This is a genomic window from Burkholderia sp. WAC0059 (assembly GCF_002870125.1).
In the GTDB taxonomy this organism is placed as follows: Bacteria; Pseudomonadota; Gammaproteobacteria; order Burkholderiales; family Burkholderiaceae; genus Paraburkholderia.
The window spans coordinates 123,329-140,537 of record NZ_PNEO01000012.1 but is presented as its reverse complement, the minus strand read 5'-3'; the positions used below and the strand labels follow the sequence as shown (position 1 = coordinate 140,537).

General features: G+C 70.4%; 14 protein-coding genes. 2 read left to right on the top strand and 12 right to left on the bottom strand.

Going from position 1 to position 17,209, the window contains the following annotated elements; all coding sequences use genetic code 11:
- Nucleotides 1-4 precede the first annotated feature (4 nt).
- Both panS and CY652_RS14155 read right to left on the bottom strand, forming a co-directional pair.
- A complete protein-coding gene (panS, locus tag CY652_RS14160) occupies nt 5-1,066 on the bottom strand; it encodes a ketopantoate/pantoate/pantothenate transporter PanS (RefSeq protein ID WP_102131326.1) in 1,062 nt (353 codons plus the stop codon).
- A gap of 161 nt (nt 1,067-1,227) precedes the next feature.
- On the bottom strand, nt 1,228-1,449 hold the full coding sequence (locus CY652_RS14155) for an RNA-binding S4 domain-containing protein (RefSeq protein WP_102131325.1): 222 nt from the start codon (nt 1,447-1,449) through the stop codon (nt 1,228-1,230).
- A gap of 226 nt (nt 1,450-1,675) precedes the next feature.
- Here CY652_RS14155 and CY652_RS14150 point away from each other — a divergent pair, with 226 nt between their 5' ends.
- Nucleotides 1,676-3,778, top strand: coding sequence for an ATP-dependent helicase (locus CY652_RS14150; RefSeq protein WP_102131324.1), 2,103 nt, complete (start codon nt 1,676-1,678; stop codon nt 3,776-3,778).
- A gap of 54 nt (nt 3,779-3,832) precedes the next feature.
- On the opposite strand, the gene CY652_RS14145 is transcribed toward CY652_RS14150, so the two are convergent.
- The gene (locus CY652_RS14145; RefSeq protein WP_102131400.1) at nt 3,833-4,597 is read right to left on the bottom strand and encodes a DUF4088 family protein; all 765 of its coding nucleotides are present in this window, start codon (nt 4,595-4,597) and stop codon (nt 3,833-3,835) included.
- A gap of 195 nt (nt 4,598-4,792) precedes the next feature.
- Nucleotides 4,793-5,227: a CreA family protein gene (locus CY652_RS14140; protein WP_258002319.1), complete on the bottom strand. Its 435-nt coding sequence runs from the start codon at nt 5,225-5,227 to the stop codon at nt 4,793-4,795.
- A 429-nt stretch (nt 5,228-5,656) separates the two neighbouring features.
- On the opposite strand from CY652_RS14140, the gene CY652_RS14135 reads away from it, so the two are divergent.
- Nucleotides 5,657-6,136, top strand: a complete 480-nt coding sequence (locus CY652_RS14135; RefSeq protein ID WP_102131322.1) for a GNAT family N-acetyltransferase — start codon at nt 5,657-5,659, stop codon at nt 6,134-6,136.
- 38 nt (nt 6,137-6,174) lie between these two features.
- Here the strand turns inward: CY652_RS14135 and CY652_RS14130 are convergent, their stop codons facing one another.
- From CY652_RS14130 to CY652_RS14095, 8 genes are all read right to left on the bottom strand, one after another.
- Complete coding sequence (locus tag CY652_RS14130) at nt 6,175-7,554, bottom strand: LLM class flavin-dependent oxidoreductase (RefSeq protein WP_102131321.1); 1,380 nt, start codon at nt 7,552-7,554, stop codon at nt 6,175-6,177.
- A 2-nt stretch (nt 7,555-7,556) separates the two neighbouring features.
- On the bottom strand, nt 7,557-8,795 hold the full coding sequence (locus tag CY652_RS14125; protein WP_102131320.1) for an SfnB family sulfur acquisition oxidoreductase: 1,239 nt from the start codon (nt 8,793-8,795) through the stop codon (nt 7,557-7,559).
- Entirely contained in the window at nt 8,792-10,042 is a 1,251-nt protein-coding gene (locus CY652_RS14120) for an SfnB family sulfur acquisition oxidoreductase (protein ID WP_102131319.1), read from the bottom strand. Before CY652_RS14120 ends, CY652_RS14125 begins: the two co-directional genes overlap by 4 nt.
- 113 nt (nt 10,043-10,155) lie before the next feature.
- Nucleotides 10,156-11,541, bottom strand: coding sequence for an LLM class flavin-dependent oxidoreductase (locus tag CY652_RS14115; protein WP_102131318.1), 1,386 nt, complete (start codon nt 11,539-11,541; stop codon nt 10,156-10,158).
- The gene (locus CY652_RS14110) at nt 11,538-13,274 is read right to left on the bottom strand and encodes a dipeptide ABC transporter ATP-binding protein (RefSeq protein ID WP_102131317.1); all 1,737 of its coding nucleotides are present in this window, start codon (nt 13,272-13,274) and stop codon (nt 11,538-11,540) included. Before CY652_RS14110 ends, CY652_RS14115 begins: the two co-directional genes overlap by 4 nt.
- A gap of 34 nt (nt 13,275-13,308) precedes the next feature.
- The gene (locus CY652_RS14105) at nt 13,309-14,238 is read right to left on the bottom strand and encodes an ABC transporter permease (protein WP_102131316.1); all 930 of its coding nucleotides are present in this window, start codon (nt 14,236-14,238) and stop codon (nt 13,309-13,311) included.
- Nucleotides 14,239-14,266: 28 nt separating this feature from the next.
- Complete coding sequence (locus CY652_RS14100) at nt 14,267-15,214, bottom strand: ABC transporter permease (protein WP_102131315.1); 948 nt, start codon at nt 15,212-15,214, stop codon at nt 14,267-14,269.
- Complete coding sequence (locus CY652_RS14095) at nt 15,211-16,875, bottom strand: ABC transporter substrate-binding protein (protein ID WP_102131314.1); 1,665 nt, start codon at nt 16,873-16,875, stop codon at nt 15,211-15,213. Before CY652_RS14095 ends, CY652_RS14100 begins: the two co-directional genes overlap by 4 nt.
- Nucleotides 16,876-17,209: the final 334 nt, after the last annotated feature.

Here is a 17,209-nt window from a genome sequence, read left to right as displayed (position 1 = left end):
CGTTTCAGCCGCCGTGCGTCGCGTCGCCGGCGTCGGGCGTGCCGGTTCGGCCGCGTGGACCGCCTGGGCTGATCGGGCCGGCATCGTCGGCGCGAGCGGCCTGGCCCGCCGTCGTCGCCGTCGTCGTCGCGGCGGCCACGACTGCACGTGCACCGCCGCGCGCCGGGCGGCTCGCCCAGAAGCCGGCCAGCAGCGAGCCGGAGAGGTTGTGCCAGACCGAGAAGAGCGCGCCCGGCAGCGCGGCGAGCGGCGTGAAATAGAGCTTGCCGAGCGTGGCCGCGAGCCCGGAGTTCTGCATGCCGACCTCGATGGCGAGCGTACGGCACACGGATTCGTCGAAGCCGAGCAGACGTCCGCCCCAGTAGCCGCCGAGCAGGCCGAAGCCGTTGTGGAGCACGACGCCGAGCGCGACGACGGGACCCACGGTCGCGATGCTGCGGTGCGTGCCGCCCACGACGGCGGCGATGATGGCGAGGATCGACACCATCGAGACGAGCGGCAGCACGGGCTCGACGCGTCTGACGAGCGGCGCGGCCAGCCGGTTGACGACGACGCCGATCGCGACCGGCAGCCCGACGATCTCGAGGATGCTCACGAGCATGCCGCGCACGTCGACGGCGATCGAGGCGTCGACGTAAAGCCGCGTGAGCAGCGGCGTCGCGAACACGCCGACGAGCGTGGAAAGCGCGCTGATCGAGACCGACAGCGCGACGTCGCCGCGCGCGAGATAGATCATCACGTTCGAGGCGGTGCCGCTCGCGACGCTGCCCACGAGCACCATGCCGGCCGTGAGGTCGGGCGGCATGGCAAGCAGTTTCGCGATGAGCCAGGCGGCGAGCGGCATCACGAGGTAGTGCAGGAAGATGCCGGCGAGCACGGGCGCGGGCCGCGTGAACACGCGCCGGAAATCGGCGACCGAGAGCGTGACGCCCATCGCGAGCATGATGATCATGAGCAGCGCGGTGACGTGCGGTGCGATGAAGGCGACGGAGCGCGGCGCGAAGTAGGCGGCCAGCGAGACGAGAACGGCCCAGAGCGGGAACAGGCGGGTGAGCGGCGCGAACATGAAAGGCGTCGGTTGGATGAGGGCGCGTGGCGCGGGCGGAACGGGCGCGGTTCGATGCGGCGGCCGCGCGGCGCGCTATTTTGACAGCTTCTCCGTCGGGCGTCGCCGTCCGTTCGCCCGTCTTCTATCCGCGGCGTGGTGCGGATCGGGCGTGGGCGTTTTCAGCCGGCCTCGTGGACGGCGATGCGCGTGTCGCCGAACAGCACCACCTGGCCCGCGCGGATCTTGCAGGTCTTGCGTCGTTCGACGGCGCCGTCCACCTTTACGTCCCCGGCCGCGACGATCTGCTTGGCCGTGCCGCCGCTGTCCGCGAGGCCCGTGATCTTCAGCAGGTTGTGCAGCTCGACGTATTCGCCGGTCAGCGTGAAATCGAGATTGGGCATGGCGGAGGTCCCCCGGCGGAACGTGAACAGGGTTCGCATCATAAGCCAGACGCTTGCGGCCGGGGTTGTATGGATATACAGTAGGCATCGCCATTTTTCTGAGAAACGCCGGAGCGCCGTGCTTTCCGCTGTCGATTCCTCCCTTTCCGCCGGCTCCCGTGCCGATGCGGCGGCCGATCGGCCCGACCCTCCTCACGATCCCGACCATGCCGGGGTCGCGGCCGGCGTGGCCGCCTATCTCGCGACGCTCAACGATGCGCAGCGCGCCGCCGTCGAGCACGGCGACGAGGCGGGCGCGGGCGGGCTGCCGGGGCCGCTCCTCGTGATCGCGGGCGCAGGCTCCGGCAAGACCAGCACGCTCGCGCATCGCGTCGCGCATCTGGTTGCGCACGGTGCCGATCCGCACCGCATTCTGCTGCTCACGTTCTCGCGTCGCGCGGCGCAGGAGATGACGCGCCGCGTGACGCGCATCGCCGCCGGCGTGCCCGGCGCGGCCGCGGCGCTCGCGCACGGGCTCGCGTGGGCCGGCACGTTCCACGGCGTCGGCGCGCGCCTCTTGCGCGAGTACGCGCCGCAGATCGGCCTTTCGCCCGGCTTCACGATCAGCGACCGCGAGGATGCGGCCGACCTGATGAATCTCGTGCGGCACGAGCTCGGCTTCTCGGCGAAGGAGCGGCGTTTCCCGACGCGGGCGACCTGCCTCGCGATCTATTCGCGCGTCGTCAACACGGGCGCGCCGCTCGGCGAGGTGCTCGCGCAGGCGTTCGACTGGTGCGCGCAGTGGGAGAGCGAACTGCGCGCGCTCTTTCGCGGCTACGTCGAGGCCAAGCAGGCCCAGCAGGTGCTCGACTACGACGACCTGCTGCTCTACTGGGCGCAGATGGCGGCCGAGCCGGCGCTGGCTGCCGATCTGTCGGGCCGCTTCGACCACGTGCTCGTCGACGAGTACCAGGACACGAACCGCCTGCAGGCGCAGATTCTCCACGCGCTCAAGCCCGACGGCCGCGGCCTCACGGTGGTGGGCGACGACGCCCAGGCGATCTACTCGTTTCGCGGCGCGACCGTGCGCAACATCCTCGACTTTCCCGCGCAGTTCGATCCGCCCGCGCGCCGGGTCACGCTCGAGCGCAACTACCGCTCGACGCAGCCGATTCTCGCCGCCTCGAACGCGGTGATCGGGCTCGCGGCCGAGCGCTTCGCGAAGGACCTCTGGAGCGAGAAGCCGTCGGCGCAGCGGCCGTATCTCGTCACCGTGGCCGATGAGGCGCAGCAGGCGCGCTACGTGGTCGAGCGCGTGCTCGAGGCGCGCGAGGCCGGCGCGCGGCTGCGCCAGCAGGCCGTGCTGTTTCGCGCGGCGCATCACAGCGCGACGCTCGAAATCGAGCTGGCCCGCCGCAATATCCCGTTCGTCAAGTTCGGCGGCCTGCGCTTTCTCGACGCCGCGCACGTGAAGGACGTGCTGGCCGTGCTGCGCTGGGCCGAGAATCCGCTCGACCGCGTCGCGGGCTTTCGCGTCGTCCAGCTATTGCCGGGCGTCGGGCCGGCCACGGCCGCGCGGCTGCTCGACCAGGTCGCGGCCTGCACGGGCGCCTGGCGCGTCGCGCAGGCGCTCGCCGCGTTCGCTCCGCCGCCGCGCGCGGCCGGCGACTGGCCCGCGTTCGTCGAGCTGATGGAGTGCATCGGCGCGGGCGGCATGGGCGGTGCGGGTAATGCGCCCTGGCCGGCCGGATTCGAGCTGGCGCGGCGCTGGTACGAGCCGCATCTCGAACGCCAGTACGAAGACGCGGCGGTCCGTCACGCGGACCTGCTGCAGATGGAGAGCATCGCCGCCACCTACGCGTCGCGCGAGCGCTTCCTGACCGAGCTGACGCTCGACCCGCCCGACGCCACGAGCGGCGAGTCGGGCGCGCCGCTGCTCGACGAGGACTATCTGATCCTCTCGACGATCCACTCGGCCAAGGGCCAGGAGTGGCGCAACGTGTTCGTGCTCAACGGCGTGGACGGCTGCATTCCGTCCGATCTCGGCACCGGCAGCAGCGAGGAGATCGAGGAGGAGCGGCGGCTCCTCTACGTCGCGATGACGCGGGCGAAGGAAGACCTGCACGTCGTCGTGCCGCAGCGGTTTTACGTCTACAACCAGGCGGCGGCGGGCGACCGCCATGTCTGGGCTTCGCGCACGCGCTTCATTCCCGCGCCGCTCCTGCCACTCTTCGAGGCGCGCGCCTGGCCGCCCGCACCCGTCGCGGCCGCGCCGACGCCGGCGGGCCTCGCCGCGGCCGCGCAGGCGCGCATCGAAATCGGCGCGAGGCTCAGGAAGATGTGGGATTGACGCCGTCGCGTCGGCGGGAGCGGACGGGCGCGACCGGTTCGCGCGGGCGAGCCGTCAGCGCGACTGGCGCTGCTGGGGCGTATTGCTTCGGGGCGGCGAGAAAATGGCGCGCAGCCAGGCGGCGAAGCGCGAAAAGATGTCCTCGGGTTCTTCGACGAAAATCTCCGGTTTCAGGAGCCGCAGATACTCCATGATCTGCTGCGCTTCCTGCTTCTGGAACGAGCCGTGCGTGATGGCGAGCCGCAGCAGCCCGCGCAGCTCGCCGAGCTTCTCGCGCGCGGCGCTGCCCGCGCTCGTCTCGCAACCGATCTTCGCTTCGTAGATGCGCTGGCGCAGCGATTCCGACAGCCGCCAGGCGGGCGTCTGCATGGCTTCCTCGAGCGTCTGGATGTCCTGCACGGTCGCCTTGATCTGCGCGGCGAGCGGATCGACGAGCGAGGCGTCGGCCTGCGAGCCGGCGACGATCGCCTCGGCCCAGTCGCGGCACTGTTTCGTGAGTTCGTCGGGCGTCCATTCGGAGCGCGCCGCGAAGCCGAAGCCGAAGCCGGCCGCCTGCTGCATCAGCACGGCGACGACGTCGGGAAACTCCTTGTCCAGCGTGCGCTTGGCCCAGGCGTACTGACCGCCCTGCAGCATGCGCTGCACGGCGTGCTCGGTGAGCGGCACCATGTTGTCGAGCAGTTTCGCGCGCAGGAAGTCCTCGAACGACGGCGTCGCAAACTGGGGGTCGAGCTTGAGCGATACGCGCAGGAACGCATCGAAATCCCGGCGTAGCGAGACAAGCGTTTCGTCCTTGAGTGTGAGGGTGACATTCCCCATGTGGTTGCCCCGGTTGGTCGTTGCCGCACCGCGTTGCCGCGGCAGCACCGCCCCGGTGCACGTTTGCCCGCGAGGAAGCGGGAGACAGACACCAAAGCAGGCCCTGACGGGCTTAACGGCGAAACTTGCGGAAACTTGAGCGACGCCGGCGCAGGGACCGGCGCCGACGCCTGGGCCGGCGCGAGCCGGGCCGGCCTACTGGAGGGGGATGACCGTGCCGGCCGGCATCGGCACGGCGCTCACGCTGTTTTTGGCGCTGCCGGTCGCGATGCGGTCGCTGTAGGTGAGGTAGACGAGCGTGTTGCGTTTGGCGTCCACCACGCGCACGACGTGCAGCGTCTTGAAGAGGAGCGACATGTGCGCGTCGAAGACGTCCGACTGCTGCCTGAGCGGCCCCGCGAAATGGATCGGGCCGACCTGGCGGCAGGCGATCGAGGCCTCGGTCGGATCTTCGGCAAGGCCGAGCGTGCCCTTGATGCCGCCGGTGCGGGCGCGCGAGACGTAGCAGGTCACGCCGGCGACCTGCGGGTCGTCGTAGGCCTCGATCACGACGCGGTCCGAGCCTGTCAGATGGAAGTTGGTGTTGACGCTGCCGATCTGCTCGGCGCGGGCCGCGGCGAACGGGCTCATCAGCGCGGCGGCGCATGCGGCGAGGGCGAGCAGGCGGCCCGGCGCGCGGGACGGGGCGAGGGCGGTGGAGCGGGAGCGGGGCGTGGCGTTCATGCGGGGTTCCGTTGGTGAAGATGCGCCATTATCGGGGATGCCGGTTGCCGTGCCGCGAAGCCGGCCGGGTGCCGCGCGCCGCCGCCCCGACGGGCGCGGCCAGGGTATGCTGCGGCTGCGTTCGCGGCGCCTCTCCCGCGCACTCCCGATGCCGGGGCGGCTTGCGGCGAAGCGGCGGCCGGGGCAAGCCTTGCCGACGCTCCGGATTGCGTGGCGCGGTTATCTGACGGATGGGGACATGTTGCTCATGAACACGCTACCGGCTTTGTTTGCCGATCGGTTTTCTGCCGAGGGGGCCGCACGCCGGGCTCGCTGCGCCGCAGCCGGGCGCGCGCGATGAGCCGCGTCGCGTTCGACCGCGGCGAGGCGGTCATGCAGTTCGTCGCGCGGCTGACCGGCGAGCCTGGCTACGACGGCTATACGGCCATCGGACTCGAACGGGACGATCGCATCGTGGCCGGGGTCGTCTATCAGGGGCATAACGGGCCGAACGTGATGATGCATTTCGCGCTCGCCGGCTCGGGCCATCTGATGGTGCCGGCCTTCGTCGGCGCGGCGTTCGTCTATCCGTTCCAGGTGCTGGGGTGCCATCGCGTGACGGGGCTCGTGCGCGCCGACAACGAGGCCGCCCATCGGCTCATCGGGCATCTGGGCTTCGTCCGCGAAGGCGTGTTGCGGGAGGGTGCAAGCGACCGGACCGACTTCGTCGTGTACGGAATGCTCAGGGGAGAATGCCGGTTTCTGCAGGGCCGGTATCTCGCGGCGCTGCAAGGCGAGCTGGCGCGCACGGGGCAGGGGGCGCGGATCGGCGGCTGAACCTGGCTCGTGCGGCCAGGCCGGTTCCGCCGACGTCGTCAGCGCTGTCCATTCGTCCGGAACCGGCTGCCGTAATGGTCGGCGGGCAGCGTGGGCGCCTTGTCGAACAGCTTCTCGCGCAGCGTTCCCTGCGCATAGTCCGTCTTCAGCAGCTTCCGCTCCTGGAGGATCGGCACGACGAGGTCCACGAAGTCGCGGAAGCTCTCGGGCGACACGGTGCGGACGAGGTTGAACCCGTCCACGTCCGCTTCCGTCATCCAGGCCTGCAGCTCGTCCGCCACCTCGACGGCGGAGCCGACGAACGTATGAACGCGGGAGCCGAGCTTCATGGCGTCGAGCAGCTTGCGCACGGTCCAGACCTTGCCGGGGCTGCGGCGCGTGAAGGCTTCCAGCGCCGATTGTCCGGCGTCGTTGCGGACGTGCGTGATGGGTTCGTCGAGGCCCCAGCTCGAGAAGTCGATGCCGACCGTCGACGAGAAATGCGCGAGTCCGGCCTCCGGGCTGGCATAGCGGCAGTATTCGTCGAACTTCTCGCGCGCCTGCTCGCTCGTTGCGCCGGTGACGAGGTTGATGCCGGCGAGAATCCGGACCGAGCGGGGATCGCGTCCCGCCTGCGCGATGGCGTGCCGCAGGTCGCGCACGACGGCGCCGATCACGGCGCGGCTGGGGCCCATCACGAAAATGCACTCGGCGTGCCGGGCGGCGAACCGGCGGCCGCGGTCCGAGGCGCCGGCCTGATAGATGACCGGCGTGCGTTGCGGCGTCGGGGCGCACAGGTGCGGGCCGTCGATCCGGTAGTAAGGCCCGTCGTGACGGATGCGGTGCACTTTCGCCGGGTCCGTGTAGACGCGGCGCGCGCGGTCGAAGACGACGGCGTCGTCCTCCCAGCTCGCTTCCCAGAGTTTGTAGACGGCGTCCATGTAGTCGTCGGCGCGTTCGTAGCGGTCGTCGTGCCCGGGCTGGCTGTCGAGCCCCACCGCGCGCGCGGCGCTGTCGAGGTAGCCCGTCACCACGTTCCAGCCGACCCGGCCGGCCGTCAGTTGATCGAGCGTGGACATGCGCCGGGCGAACAGGTACGGCGGCTCGTAGGTGACGCTCGACGTGATGCCGAAGCCGAGGTGCCGCGTCACGCGGGCCATGCCCGGTACCACGAGCAGGGGGTCGTTTCGCGGCACCTGGATGCCTTCCCGCAGCACGGCGTCGTAGCCGCCCTGATAGACGTCGTAGATGCCGAGCCCGTCCGCGAAGAAGATCCCGTCGAACCGGCCCCGCTCCAGCGTTTGCGCGAGATCCTCCCAGTAGGCGAGGTCGCCGTAGCGATGGGTTTCGTCGCGCGGATGCGTCCACAGGCCGTGGCAGATGTGCCCCGGGCAGGTCATTTCGAACGCGTTGAGCAGCATGAATCCTGAATTCGGCATGGTCAGATGTAGCCCCGGCGGGGCGGCAGAACACCATTGAGGCAGTAGTTTCCGAGGGTCGCGAACTTCCAGCGAACGGGGTCGTGCAGCGTGTGGGTGCGGGCGTTGCGCCAGTGGCGGTCGAGGTTGTGCTTCGCGAGCGCGGCCTCGGCGCCGGTCAGTTCGAGCAGCTTGCCGCCGGCCTTGAGCGCGAGCTCGGTCGTCAGCACCTTGGCCTGCGCTACGGCGATGGACGCGCGGGCCAGCGCGTCGGGCGAAGCGGTCTCGCGGATGGCCTCGACGCTGTCGGCGGCGATCGCGAGCAACGCCTCGGCCGCGTGCAGGTCCACCTGCAGCGCGCCCGCGTCGTGGAGCAGCAGGGTCTCGTCCGCGCGCGGCGCGGTGCCGTCCGTTCCGGACGGCTGCCGTTCCCGGACGAACCGCCGAAGGTCGCGCAGCGCGGCCCGCGCGATGCCGAGCTGGATGGCGGTGTGATAGAGCTGCGAGTAGGGGCCCAGTCTTGTCGGCTGGTCGAATACGTTCTGGAACGGCAGGATGTGTCCGGGCTGCACCGGAACGGCGTCGAACACGGCCGTGCCGCTCGCCGTGGTGCGCTGTCCCATGCCCGACCAGTCGTCGCGCAACGTCAGTCCCGGCGAATCGCGCCGGACGTAGGCCATGTGCTGGCGGCCGTCGTCGTCTCTCGCGAACACCGAGATCCAGTCCGACATCAGCGCGCCGGTGCAATAGGCCTTCTCTCCGTCGAGTTGCAGCGTCTGCCCGTTGCGGCTCAGACGGGTTTTGCGGTCCGCCGCCGCCGAGGTGCGCGTGCCCCGTTCCGCGATGGCGGCGCCGAAGCGGCGGCCAGCCAGAATCTCGCCGAAGAAGAAGCTCTTTTGCGACGGCGTGCCGATGAGGCGGAACGCCTCGATCGAATAGAAGTGGTTTTGCGGGATCTGGCCGATCGACGAGTCCGCCTCGCTGAGCCGCGCCGCGACTTCCGCGAGCGTGCCGGCGCCGACGTCGGCGCCGCCGTATTCCCGCGGAATCGTGATGCCCAGCAGGCCGCTGCGGCCCAGTTCGGCCATTTCGTCGTACGGCAGCCGGCGCGCGGCATCCCGGTCCGACGCGCCGGCGGCGAGGCGGGGAACGAGTTCGGCCGCGATGGAAAGGGCTTCCGCATCGCTGCGAATGCGGTGTGCCGGAATGGCTTCCCGCTCGCGTCGCACGGTGTCGGGGCGGGTGGCGTCGAGTGGGCTCATGCGTGCGGGCTCATGCGAAGGTGCGACGAGTCGGGTTCGACGTCGTGCAGCCAGGCGCGGCCGATCAGCGCGTACTGCCGGCGGACCGGATCGCGAAGGATATGGGCTTGCGCGTTGCGCCAATGGCGGTCGAAGTCGAATGCGTCCAGCGTGGCGCCGGTGCCGGACAGCTCGAAGAGTTTCCCGGACGCGTCCAGCGCGATCTGCGCGGCGAGGACCCGGGCTTCCGCCACGGCGATGGAGAGGACTGCGGCCGATTTTTCCGCTTGCTCCGTCTTCTCCGCGACGGGCTCGCCGCCGGCCTCGTCGAGCAGGCGGGCCGCGCGCCTGAGCAGGGCATTCGCCGCGGCCGAGCGGATGGACAGGTTGCCGACTGCGGCCATCACGTAGGGGTCGTCGCCGGCCCGCTCCTTCGCGCTGTCGATCCACGGACGCGCATGCTCGTTGACGAACCGGATCGTGTCGCGCAGCGCGGCTTCGGCGATGCCCGCGTCGATGGCGGCCTGCATGAGCTGCGTGCTCGCGCGGGCGTTGGTGGATGGCGGATGCGGCGGCAGTATCTGGTCGGCGGCGACGGGCACGCGTTCGAAGGCGAGCGTTCCGCTGGCCGTCGTGCGCAGCCCCAGGCCGGCTTCGTCGTGGCGGATGGCGAGCCCGGGCGCGTCGCGCGGAACGAGAACGCGTGCGGGCGCGTCGTCGTCGCCGAGGGCCTCGACGAGGAGCCAGTCGGAGAGAAGGGCGCCCGTGCAATGGGATTGCGCGCCCCGCAGCCGCCAGCCGTCCCGTTCCCTGGACAGCGTCGCGCAGGAATCGCGCGCGGGCTGCCGCGTTTCATGCTCCGGCGTTGTCCGGGCGAAGCGCTGTCCCGCAAGCGCGCGCTCGAAGAAGACGCGTTGCTGCTCCGCCGATCCGGTCGCGCGCAGGTTGCCGATTACGTCGAAATGGGCCCGCAGAATCTCGCCGATCGAAGGGTCCGCGGCTGAAACGAGGCGCAGGACCTCGACCAGCGTGAGGAGCGAGACCTCTGCGCCTCCGTAGGCCCGGGGCACGGTGACGGCCGTGAGGCCGCGGTGCGCGCAGGCGGCCGTTTCCTCCTGCGGCAGCCGTCGCTCCCGGTCGCGGTCTGCGGCCGACTCGGCCCATGCTTCGGCGAGCGAACGGGCGACCGAAAGCGCGTCGGCATCGTCGGCGATGCGGTACGCCGGGACGTCTGGACGGGCCGGGCCGACGGGGGCGGGTCGGGACATTCGCGGGTGCTCCTTTCGAGGATGGACGAGGGGCCGTGAAGAAGGCCGGCGCGCGCGGACGTGTGCCGATTGCCTTCGACACGGGACGGGCGACGCCGGCGCGTTGCCGGGCGTCAGCGCGCCGCCGCGCGCGCGGCGCGCCTGACCGGCTCGCGCAACTGCCGCGCCGGGTGGTGATCGGGCAGCGTCGGTCCGCGTCCGTAAATCTTCTGGCGCAGGCTGCCGGGCGCATACCCGGTCTGCATCAGCCCGCGCTTCTGCAGGACGGGGACGACGTGGTCGACGAACTCCCGCCACCAGCCGAGCGTCGTCACCGGCACGACGTTGAAGCCGTCGACGCCCGCGTCCGCATAGCGCTGGACTTCGTCGGCGATCTGCTCGGGCGTGCCGGCGAAGCGCGCCGACACCGTTTCCTTCAGCAGGTCGGCGAACGTCACCGTGCGGTCCGGCGCGGCCTCGATAAAGGCCCGCACGTTGCCGCGCACGTGATTGGTCAGGAGCAGCTCGGACAGCGGCCGGGCCGGGTCGATGTCCGACAGGTCGACGCCGAGATTGCCGCTCCAGAACGCCTGCAGCGCATCGAGGCTCAGCCATTCGCGCAGTTCCCGCCGGCGCGCGTGGGCTTCCTGTTCCGTCGCGCCGATGACGGGCGCGAGCGGCACGATGATCTTCAGCTCGTCTTCGCCGCGCCCGAACCGGCGCGCCCGCTCGCGCAGATCGGCCACGTGCCGCGCCGCGCTTTCGGGCGTGCGCGCTGCGATGAACGTGGCCTCGGCATGGCGCGCGGCGAAGTCGCGGCCCGCCTCGGAACCGCCCGCCTGAAAGAGCAGCGGCGTGCGCTGCACGGACGGCTCCACGAGATGCGGGCCTTCGACCGCATAGCGCGGGCCGCGGTGCAGGATCTTGTGGACCTTCGCCGGGTCGGCGTAGGTTCCGCCGACGGGATCGGCCACGAGGGCGTCGTCTTCCCAGCTCGCTTCCCAGAGCTTGTAGGCGACCTCGACGTACTCCCCGGCCCAGCGGTAGCGCTCGTCGTGCTCCTCCAGCGCCGGCAGGCCGAAATTGCGCGCCGCGTTGTCCAGGTACGAGGTGACGATATTCCAGGCGAGCCGCCCGTCGGTCAGGTGGTCGAGCGTCGACATCCTGCGCGCGAAGTCGAACGGATGGTCCTGGATCACCGAGCTCGTCACCGCGAAGCCGACGTGTTCGGTGGCGGCCGCGAGCGCCGACACGAGGCTGACCGGGTCGAGGCTCGGGAACTGCATCGCGGTGCGGATCGCCGTGTCGCCGCCGCCGCGGAAGCGGTCGTAGACGCCGACGACGTCGGCGAGAAACACGGTGTCGAAGCATCCGCGCTCGACCGTTTGCGCCAGCTCGATCCACGGCGGCAGACGCTTGTAGTCGAGCTGGATTCGCCCGTCGGGATGGCGCCAGTAGCCGTGGCTGTGATGGTTGGGCGTCACGTGCGTGAACGCGTTGTAGATCAGACGGCGCGTCATGAGAGCCGCTCGTGGTGGGACGACGCGGACGACGCCGGAACGGGCGCGGCATGCCGGACCGGCAGCACGGCGTCGAGCAGGCGGCGCGTCGACGCGTGCGCCGCGTTGGCCTGCAGGTTCGTCGCGTCGAAGGTTTCGACGATGCGACCGTGCTCCATCACGGCAACGCGGTCGCACAGGAATTCGATGACGGGCAGGCTGTGCCCGATGAACAGATAGGTGAGGTCGAGCGTCTGGCGCAATTCGAGCAGCAGGTTCAGGATCTGCGCCTGGATCGACACGTCGAGCGCCGAGGTCGGCTCGTCCAGCACGATGAATTCGGGCTGGACGACGAGCGCGCGCGCGATGCCGAGACGCTGGCGCTGTCCCCCGGAGAACGCGTGCGGATAGCGGTTCAGATGGCCGGGCTCGAGGCCGACGCGTTCGAGCGCGTCGCGCGCCAGTTCGAGCGCCTGGGCGCGATCGCGGGCGACGCCGAGGCGCAGCGGCGGGTCGCAGAGCTGGTCGGCAATCAGGCGACGCGGATTGAGCGACGAGGTGCTGTCCTGAAAGATGAACTGGAAGCGCCGGCGGAATCGCCGCAACGCGGTCGCGTCGAATTGCGCGACGTCCTCGCCGTCGAAGCGCACGGTGCCGGCGCTCGCCGGCACGAGCTGCGCCACGACGCGCGCGAGCGTGGACTTGCCCGAACCCGACGCGCCGATCAGGCCGAAGATTTCGCCGCGCCGCACGTCGAAGTCCACCTGGCTCACCGCGTCGAACGTGCGCACGCGCGAGGCGCGCCAGGCCTTGCGCGTCACGAACGAGCGGCCGAGGCCGCGCACTTCGAGCAAGGTCACGGACCGGTCCGGCCGGCGCGGGGCCGTCGCGGCGGGGCGGGCCGGCTCGCTCCCGTTGCGGTGCGCCCGGGCGCCGAGGCGCCGGGACGGCGACGGATCGCGCGCGCGCAGTCCGATTTCGGGCACGGCCTCGATGAGGCTCGCCGTATAGGGGTGGCGGGGGGCCGCCAGCACCTGCGCCGTTTCGCCCTGCTCGACGATGCGACCGGCCTTCATGACGGCGACGCGCTGGCTCAGATGCGCCACGACGCCGAAATCGTGGGTGATGATCAGGATGGCGATGCCGTGCTCTCGGTTGAGCCGCTTCAGCAGCGCGAGGATGTCTTTCTGGAGCGCGGCGTCGAGCGCGGTCGTCGGCTCGTCGGCGATCAGCAGGCGCGGCTGGCTCATGACGGCGAGCGCGATCATCACGCGCTGGCGCATGCCGCCGCTCAGTTGGTGAGGCCACGCGCGCAGCGCGCGCTCGTGGTCCTCGATGCCCACTTCGCCGAGCGCCGCAATCGCGCGTTCGCGCGCCTCGGCGCGGTTCGCGGCGCCCCGCAGGCGGGCCGTCTCGACGAGCTGGTCGCCGATCCGGAACGACGGATCGAGCGAGCTGAGCGGATTCTGGAAGATCATCGCGATGCCGCTGCCGCGAATCCGGCGCCACGCCGCTTCGGGCAGGTCGAGCAGGGGCGCGCCGTCGAACCGGACGCTGCCGCGTATCGCCGCTTGCCCGCGCGGCAGCAGCCCCGCGACGGCCGACGCCGTCACGCTCTTGCCCGAGCCCGACTCGCCGACGAGCGCGACGATCTCGCCTTCGGCGAGCGACAGGTCGATGCCGCGCACGGCCGCCACGGTGCCGAGCGGTCCGGGAAAGTCCACTTCCAGCCTGTCGATGTCGAGCAGCGCCATGCGAGGTCTCCGTCGTTGGGGCGTCGGCCGGGTTCTAGCCGCGCGGGTCGAGCGCGTCGCGCAGGCCGTCGCCGAGCCAGTTGAAGGCGAGCGACAGCGCGACGATCGCGAGTGCGGGAATCGTGGCGACGTGCGCGCTGCCGAGCAGCATGACCTGCGCGCCCTCGCTGACCATGCGGCCCCAGTCGGGCGTCGGCGGCTGCACGCCGAGGCCCAGAAAGCTGAGTCCGGCGAGATAGACGATCATGCCGCCGCACAGCGTGGTGCCGTAGACGACGAGCGGCGTCAGCACGTTCGGCAGGATTTCGCGCAGGACGATCGCGGCCGGCGACGCGCCGAGCGCCCGCGCGGCCTCGACGTATTCCCGGTCGCGCTCGGCCCGCACGCCCGCGTAGACGACCCGCGTCAGGTAAGGCAGCGCGCTCAGCAGGACCGTCACGCCGGCCGTGAAGCGGCCGGCGCCGAAGACGGTCGCGAGATTGATGGCGAGCAGGATCATCGGGAACGCGAACAGCATGTCGACGACGCGCATGAGCACTGCGGCGGCGGGGCCTCGCGAAAAGCCGGCATACAGGCCGAGCCCGAGACTCGCGACGCAGGCGGCGAGCACCGACGAGACGACGATGGCGAGGGACGACCGGCCGCCCCAGACGATGCGGCTCAGGATGTCCCGGCCCTGGGCGTCGAGCCCCAGCCAGTGCCCGTGCGTGCCGATGCCGGCGAGGCGCAGGGCGGGGTCGGCGGCGTTGGGGTCGTAGGGCGCGAGCCAGGGCGCGGCGAGCGACATCAGCGCGGCCAGCGCGATCACGGCGGCGCCGACGATGGCGGGGCGGTTCGCGCGAAACCGCGAGAACGCCTCGCGCCCGCGTCCGTGCCGGGCTCCGGCATCGGCCGGGTTGTCGGCCCCGGCCGGGGCGCGCAGGTCGCCCGGCAGCAGTTCGCCGGGAAGATCGATTTCGGGCATGGGAGCGGGGCCTCCTTGCGCTACGGGCTCAGGTGCGCAGGCGCGGGTTGAGCAGATCGAGCGCGACGTCGGTGACGAGATTGGCGACGACGAAGCACGCGGCGACGAGCATCACGCCGGCCTGTTCGAGCGGATAGTCGCGCCCGGCCGCCGCGACGTAGAGCTGGGCGCCGAGGCCGGGCCATGCGAAGACGTTTTCCACGAGGATGACGCCGCTCAGCAGATACCCGATCTGTAGTCCGGTCATGTTGACGACGGGCGAGAGCAGGTTGCGGCCGAGGTGGCGCCACAGGATGTTCGCGCGCGGGAAACCGAGCGATTCGCAGGTGCGGACGTAGTCGGAGCGCGCGATCTCGATCACGCTTGCGCGCACGAGGCGGGCGAGGATCAGCATGGAGATCACGGCGGCCGAGAACGCGGGCAGGACCAGATGGCGCGCGAGGTCGAGCGGGCCGCCGTCGCCGCGCAGGTCGGCGATGCCGGAGGACGGCAGCCAGTGCAGTTTCAGCGAGAAGAGCCAGACCAGCGCGAGGCCGAGCCAGAAGATCGGCACGTTGTGGCCGAGCTGGATCGCGAACATCGAGAACAGGTCGACGCGCGAGCCGCGGTTGAGCCCCGCCGCCACGCCGATCGCGACGCCGAAGACCACGCAGATGACGACGGCCGCGCCCGCGAGCAGCAGCGTGTTGCGGAACGCGGGACCGAGAATGCTCGCGACCGGCACCCTGAGGACGATCGAGTCGCCCCACTGGCCGGACAGGAAGTGGCCGAGCCAGACGAAGTACTGCCCGGCGAGCGGGCGGTCCAGCCCGTAGGCGTGGCGGATGGCGTCGATCGACGCCTGTGATACCTGGCCCGTCAGCGCGTTGGAGATCGGGTCGCCCGGCGCGAGATGCGCGGACGCGAACACGAGCACGGAGATCGCGAGAAAGAGCGGGATCGCCTGCAGCAGGCGGGACGCGACGGTGCGGATCATGTCGACAGCGACACGGGAACGAGGTCGTACCAGTTCTGCGCGGGCACGTTGAAGCGGGCCACCTTGCTGCTGCTGGCGAAGTAGTGCGTGAACGAGATGAGCGGCACGGCGCCGGCCTGCTGCTGGAACAGCGCGTTGGCGGCTTTCCACGCGACGAGCGCCTTCTGCTCGTCCGGCTCGCGCGCGGCGGCTTCGATGGCCGCATGCAGCCCGGGGCCGAGCAGGTCGCCGCCGCCGCGTCCCACCACGTAGCCCTGGTAGACGATGCGCAGCCAGTACGGCGTGACGAAACCCCACTCCATGCTGGTGAGCCCGATTTGCGGCGACATGTTGGGCAGGCTCGACGTGTAGGTGAGCCATTCCTGGGACAGGATGTCGACGTGAATGCCGACCTTCGCGAGGTCGCGCTGAATCCACTCGATCGTCGGCTGGTTCGCTGCGTCCGTTGCGATCGTGAAGCGGATGTCTCCGTCCTTGAAGCCGGCCGCGGCCAGCAGGCGGCGCGACGCGTCCGGGTCGTAGCGGTAGTCGCGCTGGGCCGGGTCGAACGCGGCATTGCCGGGGTTCAGGATGTTGTAGGCCGGCGTCGCATAGCCCTTGAACTGCGTCTTCGCGAGCCCTTCGCGATCGATGGCCTGAATGATCGCCTGCCGTACCGGCAACTGCTGCACGAACCGGTTGTGGAAATTCCAGCCGAGATAGAGCAGGCTGGCGCCCGCGCTGGCCGGTATCGCGTAGCCGCTTGCCGTCAGCGGGTCGACGGCGTCGGCCGGCGTGCGCGTGAGGATGTCGATGTCGCCGGACTGCAGCGCGGCGACGCGCGTCGAGTCGTCGGCGATCGGCCGGAACACGATCCGTTCGAGCTGCGGGGCCGCGCCCCAGTAATGCGCGTTGCGCACGAGTTCGGTTTTCTCGCCGAGCACGCGGGTCACGAACCGGAACGGTCCGGTCCCCGTCGGGTGTTGCGCGAGACCGTCCTGGCCCCAGGTTTTCAGCGCGAGCGGACTGAAGATTCCCGAGACGTAATTGCCTTGCGGCAGCATCCGCAGGAAGTCGCGGAACGGATGGTCGAACGTGTAGCGCACGGTGTAGTCGTCGACGACGTCGAAGGCCTTCAGGTCGCCGTAGACCATCTTCATGAACGCATTCGCCTTCACGTCGTAGTACTCGAACGACGGATCGTGAAAGCGGCGGACGTTGAATTCGACCGCATGGGCGTCGAAATCGCTGCCATCGTGGAATTTCACGCCGCGACGCAGGTGGAACGTGAACGTGGTGGAGTCGGGACTCGCGTCCCAGCGCTCCGCCAGGGCCGGTATCAGCGGTGGCGGCCCGTCGCCGGCCGGCTTCGAGAGATCCTCGGCGACGAGCGATTCGTAGATGTGCCGGTCTACGCGATAGGTTTCCCAGGAATACTGATGATTCGGGTCGTAGACCGTCGGCTCCTGATACTGCCCGATGACGAGCGTCCTGCCGCTGTCCGCCTGCAGCGCCGCGCCGCCGGCCGGGGCGGTTTCGCCGTTTCCGTTTCCGCCGAACTCGCGCCACGCGCCGTAGGCGAGCGCGCCCGCGCCGACCAATGTGCCGCCGATCAGCAAGGCGCGGCGGCGCGGGTTGGGCGGCGTGGGCGAGGCAGGGGAGTCGGACGGTTTTCTGGACATCGAATGGACTTCCGTGATGACGGGCGGGATCGGGACCGCGAAGGCTCGGTTTGTCAGGTCACAGAGAGTAGGAGCTGTTTTGATGCGCGACAACCAACGAATCGTGAAAAACATATGAGCCGTCTGTCCGGATATCGACGGCTTGCGCGAGGTCGTTCTATCGGGAGGGGATAGGCGGCGGAGCAGAACGGATCAGGCGGGGCGATCGGGAGGGGATTGGAGCGCGGCGCGATTGGGGGCGTGCGCCGCCGATGCCTTGGCGGGCATCGGGCAGATTGAGCCGGGCGGGTGTCCTGGCGTGCGGGTTGTTCGGGCGAGCCGATTCCGGCGGCAA

What these genes read in the sequence shown, in the direction of transcription:
- panS (WP_102131326.1), bottom strand. Translation starts at nt 1,066, where the DNA reads ATGTTCGCGCCGCTCACCCGCCTGTTCCCGCTCTGGGCCGTTCTCGTC.
- CY652_RS14120 (WP_102131319.1), bottom strand. Translation starts at nt 10,042, where the DNA reads ATGTCCCGACCCGCCCCCGTCGGCCCGGCCCGTCCAGACGTCCCGGCG.
- CY652_RS14110 (WP_102131317.1), bottom strand. Translation starts at nt 13,274, where the DNA reads ATGGCGCTGCTCGACATCGACAGGCTGGAAGTGGACTTTCCCGGACCG.
- CY652_RS14145 (WP_102131400.1), bottom strand. Translation starts at nt 4,597, where the DNA reads ATGGGGAATGTCACCCTCACACTCAAGGACGAAACGCTTGTCTCGCTA.
- CY652_RS14115 (WP_102131318.1), bottom strand. Translation starts at nt 11,541, where the DNA reads ATGACGCGCCGTCTGATCTACAACGCGTTCACGCACGTGACGCCCAAC.
- CY652_RS14095 (WP_102131314.1), bottom strand. Translation starts at nt 16,875, where the DNA reads ATGTCCAGAAAACCGTCCGACTCCCCTGCCTCGCCCACGCCGCCCAAC.
- CY652_RS14125 (WP_102131320.1), bottom strand. Translation starts at nt 8,795, where the DNA reads ATGAGCCCACTCGACGCCACCCGCCCCGACACCGTGCGACGCGAGCGG.
- CY652_RS14135 (WP_102131322.1), top strand. Translation starts at nt 5,657, where the DNA reads ATGAGCCGCGTCGCGTTCGACCGCGGCGAGGCGGTCATGCAGTTCGTC.
- CY652_RS14140 (WP_258002319.1), bottom strand. Translation starts at nt 5,227, where the DNA reads ATGAGCCCGTTCGCCGCGGCCCGCGCCGAGCAGATCGGCAGCGTCAAC.
- CY652_RS14130 (WP_102131321.1), bottom strand. Translation starts at nt 7,554, where the DNA reads ATGCCGAATTCAGGATTCATGCTGCTCAACGCGTTCGAAATGACCTGC.
- CY652_RS14100 (WP_102131315.1), bottom strand. Translation starts at nt 15,214, where the DNA reads ATGATCCGCACCGTCGCGTCCCGCCTGCTGCAGGCGATCCCGCTCTTT.
- CY652_RS14105 (WP_102131316.1), bottom strand. Translation starts at nt 14,238, where the DNA reads ATGCCCGAAATCGATCTTCCCGGCGAACTGCTGCCGGGCGACCTGCGC.
- CY652_RS14155 (WP_102131325.1), bottom strand. Translation starts at nt 1,449, where the DNA reads ATGCCCAATCTCGATTTCACGCTGACCGGCGAATACGTCGAGCTGCAC.